The organism is Marinobacter sp. L-46 (assembly GCF_056859535.1).
The window spans coordinates 1-5000 of the sequence record NZ_JBSXOP010000031.1 but is presented as its reverse complement, the minus strand read 5'-3'; the positions used below and the strand labels follow the sequence as shown (position 1 = coordinate 5000).

The following is a 5000-nucleotide window of genomic DNA, read 5'->3' as shown; positions in this document are numbered from 1 at the left end:
AAGTTGATGGATCTTGCGAAGGTCAAAACCGGCATCACTGTCCCCGAGTTCGGGGTAAGTTAATGGCATGAGCCGTATACGTGGCCCGTATGTACGGTTCTGTGAGAGGGATGAGGCGGTAACGCCTCACCCTACTCGCTGCGTTTGGGGCCGCCAAACTTCCCTGTGACGAATATGTGACATATCTGTGCCAATCTTTGTGACGCCCCATTTGGATGGTTCGGTGAGATTGACCGTAAGTCTTTCGCTGTCACAGGTTGGGTAACCTCGCTGCGTATAGCCTGGTCAACCCTCATTTGGCAACCTCTTCTCTGGCATTACCCCAGTTGCCTTTAATTGTTGCTCACTGGTCTTCCTGAAACTCCAGCAGATCGCTGACCTCGCATTTGAATAATTTGCAGAGTCTGTCGAGCGCATCAAGATCGATCCGTTGAGCGGTCTCTTTATACAGCAGAGTCACCGTGTTGCGGTTCAGGCCGGTCTCTCGCGCCACATCTACGATTTTCATTTTGTGCTCGCCCATGATGCGGGCCAGGTGGCATCGAATCATCTCTAAATTATCCTTAATGAAAAAATGTTATCCAGAATGGCAAAAAGCTCTTGCAAATGTCCTTTTGTTGTCTAAAATGTCATTCAGGATGACATTCTGATATAGGGAATGTCTTTTGTTGATTTAGAATATCGCAGCGGAAGGAATATTTCGATGGAAAACTCTTACACCTATCTGACCACTGAAGAGCTGGCTGGTCGAATCAAATATGACTGCCGGACCATTCGCCAGTGTCTGAAAGACACGGTTCTCCTTGAGGGCAAGCACTACATCAAGCCGTTCGGCCGCCGCAAGATTCTTTTTCTTTGGGAGGAGGTCGAAAAGGAAATGTTAGACGGTGCCAGGGAGCATGAGCATTTGGCTATTCCCATGGCGAGCGGGGTGGTTTGTCATGGGTAAGGTCAGGACAAGGAAAGAAACCGGAAAGCTGTATTTGGACTTTATGTACGCAGGTCACCGTTGTCGGGAGCAAACGGCCTTGATGGACACGCCTCAAAACCGAAAGCGTGTAAACGCACTTTTGCAGAAAGTTGAGGCCATGATTCTCTTGGGTGACTTCAACTATGCGGAGTATTTTCCTGATAGTCGTAATCTCAAGAAGATCCAGGCCAGCCAAGCAAATTCTGGGGCAACTAATACCTCAGAAAATGGCAGGGCGTCTGATACTCCTTTGTTCGCAGACTTCGCTGACCAGTGGTTCCTCGAATCCAAAATCCAGTGGCGGAACTCCCACACTCGCAATGTGGAATCCATCCTGGCCAGTTCTCTCAAGCCAGCCTTCAAGGATAAACGGGTAGGCGAGATTTCCAAGCCGGATATTCTGGCCGCTCGTAACAAGATGGCTCGGCGGAAAGGAAGAGGGGCCAGTGGCTTGATGGCGCCCAAAACCATCAACAGCCACATGACCATTTTGCGGATGATTCTAACGGAGGCGGCTGAGCGGTTTGACTTCACGAATCCCTATCTGAACATAAAGCCGCTCAAGCAGCAGAGGGTACACATCGAGCCTTTCTCCCTGAATGAGGTAGAAAAGATTCTCGAAACGGTCAGAGAGGATTACCACAACTATTACCTGGTGCGTTTTTACACCGGCATGCGAACGGGGGAGGTTGATGGCCTCAAGTGGGAGTACGTGGATTTTGAAAAGCGGGAAATCCTGGTACGTGAAACACTTATCCACGGCCAAACCGAGTACACAAAAACGGACGGCTCACAAAGGGAAATTCCAATGTTTGGCCCCGTGTACCAGGCACTCAAATCCCAGTACGAGGCAACCGGCAAACTCAGCAAGTTCGTATTTTGTAACCGGCTGGGAGAGCCGCTGGACCATAATAACGTGACCAAGCGTGTTTGGTACCCTTTGTTGGAACACCTCAAGCTGAAGAAACGCAGACCCTACCAGACCCGGCATACAGCTGCGACGCTACTCCTCGCGTCGGGAGAAAACCCGGAATGGGTCGCCCGCACTCTGGGCCATTCCTCAACGGAAATGCTGTTTAAAGTGTATTCCCGCTATATCCCGAACCTGACTCGCATGGATGGCAGCGCCTTTGAGCGACTGATTCAGAGTCGGGTCATCGAAAACGATAAGGAGGTAGGTGATGAAACTGAATGATCTACGCCCGTTGATGCAGGAAACTTTTAAAGGCACCTACCGACTGACGGGGCGTGTTGCCTGTTTTGATGATGAAGGCATTCCGTATCTGAAACTTCGGTTGAGCAGCTGTGCCAGCGACATCGTGGTTCTGGCGGTAATTGGTTCTATATTGATTCCAGAGCACTTGGGCCACATGGATCTGGTCGTGGTCAAAGGGCAGGTGTGTGTGGGTGCGGAGGAAAGTGAGATCCTGCTGACCGATATCCGCCGCCCGTTGCAGGCAGACGTTGCCGGCTTGCCTGCATTGCAGACTTTGCCACGGACGTTCTGTCCGAGACCGGAGGCACTGGATCAGCTGGTGGCTGCGGTTCGGTCTTTGCAGTCAGCCCCGTTACAGATGTTCATTAAGCGAGTATTGGAGCGCCGTGACAGGCTGGAAGTCTTTCTAAAAGCTCCGGCGAGCAGGAATTACCATCATAACGAGCCTGGCGGGCTGCTGGCTCATTCCTTGGACGTGGCGAAGAACGTAGTGGTCATGACGAAGACCAATGAACCAGACATGCCACGAGAACTTCAGGAACTCGGTTTCGTCGCTGGTTTGTTGCACGATATTGGCAAGACCTACACCTATGATACGTGGGGTAAGCCGACAGCAACTGCAAGGTTGTGCGACCATGCCGACATGACTTTAGAGGCCTGCGCCTACGGCCTGGCTTATCTTGACAAGGTAGACCCTGATGCGGCTCTTGCACTCCGGCACATTTGGACCTGTGCCTCGCCCGGTGCTCGCTACGGTGTCAGCCCTGCGATGACGCTTGCCCGTTATGTTCGGGACGCCGATGCCCAGAGTGCCATGGCTGACAATCAGCGGAAGGCCTATCGAAAGCGCCAGCCAATCGGTTTTGGACGGCTCGGAAACAACACATATTGGCGGCCATCGATAGAAGCTCACGGATGAGGCGGATGAAAACTACAGTGAGGGGTGTGAGCACGTTGCGGCCACACCCCTTTTTTATTCGATGTTGTGTGAGGACAGCAGCTGGGCTGTGAAGCAGGCATTTACCCGGCAACGGTGCTAAGGTCAGGAAACATATCGCGTCCAGAGCGAAGGATATGCTGAAAATATACTACCTCCACGGCTTCGCCAGCCGCTTCGATATCACCAGCGACAAACTTAAAGCGCTCGCGAAGCTTGGCCCTGTCTATGGTCACGATATCGATTACACTCAAGTTTCGGAAGACGTCATTGAAGATAGCCTGGACAAACTGATGCAAGTGAACCCGGACCTTCTGGTTGGGACCTCGATGGGGGGATGGCTGGCGGGTATTCTGGGTGCCGAATCCGGCATTCCGTTTGTCGCCATCAACCCGGTGACGGATCCTGGTCACACTCTCAAGCCCTGGATAGGGCAGGGTGTTGATCATCAGGGGCACGCCTATCAACTGACGGACGAAGTGGTTTCAAGCTACTATCCCTTCACCCACTATGGCAGCGGGCTTGTGTTGCTGGATCAGGGGGATGAACTGATTCCGTGGAACGACACCGTCAGGGCGCTTGGGGATTATTTTCCGGTTCATAGTTTTGAGGGCGGCAGCCATCGGTTTGAGCACACGGAAGAAGCGTTGAAGCTGATTCGGGAACATGTGAAGGATTGAAACCGAAAACCCGGACTGGATGAACGGACGGACCGAACCATGAATTACGACACTCTCAAACAGCGCCACCGTGATGAGCGAGACGGCTACCCTGCCAATCTCAGCCTGCGGGTTCATCGGTCGCTGAGCTGGTTGCAGCGAGCAGAGCAACTCGACGACCCAGACAGCCGGTTCATCTTTCTGTGGATTGCGTTCAACGCCGCCTATGCCACAGAGATCAATGAAGAATACCGGACGACAGAGAAAACGGCCTTCCGTGGTTTCTTGGAGAAGTTAGTCGATCTTGATGCTGGCAAACAGCTGGATGAGCTGACCTGGACAGAATTCCCCCGGAGTATTCGGGTACTACTCAGCAATCGTTTTGTGTTTCAGCCCTTCTGGGACCATCAGAACGGAAAGCTCAGTGAGGAAGAGTGGCAGGACCAGTTTGCCCGTGCAAAAGTCGCCGCTCAGTCAGCCTTGGGCTCAGAGGATACCGCGACAGTGCTGGGCATTGCGCTTAGCCGAATCTACACCCTGCGAAATCAGTTGATACATGGTGGTGCTACTTGGGGCAGTAAGGTAAACCGGGAGCAGATTCGTGACTGTGTGGCCTTGATGAGCCAACTGGTTCCCGTCATTCTGACGATCATGATGGATCACCCCGAGACACTGTGGGGCGATGCCTGTTATCCGGTAGTGAAGGAGTAGTGGGCGACGAGTAAATGCATGCCTTCTAGTCCGCTTCGGCCTGATCAATGTCCAAGGAACGGTAAACAACCCACACTATGAGCTCTATGCCGCACTACCTGAAAAAACTGTTTTCCCGGGCGTATCGCCGTCAGCTTGCTGCTGAAGAACGCCAGAACGAGCTGCAGGCCCAGATTCAAGAGCATCTGGCGACACTTCCCAGATGTGAAGGACAAATACTGGTTGCCACTACCGAGAACCGGGATGAGGGCTTTTTCTGCGACGTGACGGTCCCGGCAAGAGTGTTGTTGGCCTGGGCAAGGGAAGACGCCGAGAGAACGGTGATTCAAAGCGTCAGTGCCCAAGCGGCGAGGGATGTGCTGCCAGTCTGGCTCGCCAATTCCACCTTCGACACACGCAAGGTGAGTCGGTTGCCGGAGGGCCATTTCGGCCTCGTTGAAGAGCGGATTAATGACTGGGTAACCGATGGAACCGCTACGGTGTATTGCCCGGAATGCGGCCATGAAG

7 protein-coding genes are annotated in these 5000 nt (G+C 53.0%); 6 read left to right on the top strand and 1 reads right to left on the bottom strand.

Annotation, left to right across the window (positions count from 1 at the left end; translation table 11 throughout):
- Positions 1 to 343 precede the first annotated feature (343 nt).
- Positions 344 to 550: a helix-turn-helix domain-containing protein gene (locus AC13DJ_RS02795; RefSeq protein ID WP_144822322.1), complete on the bottom strand. Its 207-nt coding sequence runs from the start codon at positions 548 to 550 to the stop codon at positions 344 to 346.
- Positions 551 to 703: 153 nt separating this feature from the next.
- On the opposite strand from AC13DJ_RS02795, the gene AC13DJ_RS02790 reads away from it, so the two are divergent.
- From AC13DJ_RS02790 to AC13DJ_RS02765, 6 genes are all read left to right on the top strand, one after another.
- Positions 704 to 949 (top strand): hypothetical protein, encoded by a 246-nt coding sequence (locus AC13DJ_RS02790; RefSeq protein WP_094625544.1) that lies wholly within the window; start codon positions 704 to 706, stop codon positions 947 to 949.
- Positions 942 to 2165: an Arm DNA-binding domain-containing protein gene (locus AC13DJ_RS02785; RefSeq protein ID WP_144822321.1), complete on the top strand. Its 1224-nt coding sequence runs from the start codon at positions 942 to 944 to the stop codon at positions 2163 to 2165. The genes AC13DJ_RS02790 and AC13DJ_RS02785 overlap by 8 nt, the downstream gene beginning before the upstream one ends.
- A complete protein-coding gene (locus AC13DJ_RS02780) occupies positions 2152 to 3105 on the top strand; it encodes a TraI domain-containing protein (protein ID WP_222447794.1) in 954 nt (317 codons plus the stop codon). Before AC13DJ_RS02785 ends, AC13DJ_RS02780 begins: the two co-directional genes overlap by 14 nt.
- Before the next feature lie 155 nt (positions 3106 to 3260).
- Positions 3261 to 3803, top strand: a complete 543-nt coding sequence (locus AC13DJ_RS02775; RefSeq protein ID WP_474540360.1) for a YqiA/YcfP family alpha/beta fold hydrolase — start codon at positions 3261 to 3263, stop codon at positions 3801 to 3803.
- Positions 3804 to 3842: 39 nt separating this feature from the next.
- Positions 3843 to 4493 carry a hypothetical protein gene (locus tag AC13DJ_RS02770; RefSeq protein ID WP_476131302.1) on the top strand — a complete coding sequence of 217 codons (651 nt, stop codon included), beginning with the start codon at positions 3843 to 3845 and terminating at the stop codon, positions 4491 to 4493.
- A gap of 77 nt (positions 4494 to 4570) precedes the next feature.
- On the top strand, positions 4571 to 5000 hold a 430-nt coding region (locus AC13DJ_RS02765), incomplete at its 3' end, for a hypothetical protein (protein ID WP_482933044.1).

Coding starts and splice junctions, on each gene's coding strand:
- AC13DJ_RS02795 (WP_144822322.1), bottom strand. CDS start 550: ATGATTCGATGCCACCTGGCCCGCATCATGGGCGAGCACAAAATGAAA.
- AC13DJ_RS02790 (WP_094625544.1), top strand. CDS start 704: ATGGAAAACTCTTACACCTATCTGACCACTGAAGAGCTGGCTGGTCGA.
- AC13DJ_RS02785 (WP_144822321.1), top strand. CDS start 942: ATGGGTAAGGTCAGGACAAGGAAAGAAACCGGAAAGCTGTATTTGGAC.
- AC13DJ_RS02780 (WP_222447794.1), top strand. CDS start 2,152: ATGAAACTGAATGATCTACGCCCGTTGATGCAGGAAACTTTTAAAGGC.
- AC13DJ_RS02775 (WP_474540360.1), top strand. CDS start 3,261: ATGCTGAAAATATACTACCTCCACGGCTTCGCCAGCCGCTTCGATATC.
- AC13DJ_RS02770 (WP_476131302.1), top strand. CDS start 3,843: ATGAATTACGACACTCTCAAACAGCGCCACCGTGATGAGCGAGACGGC.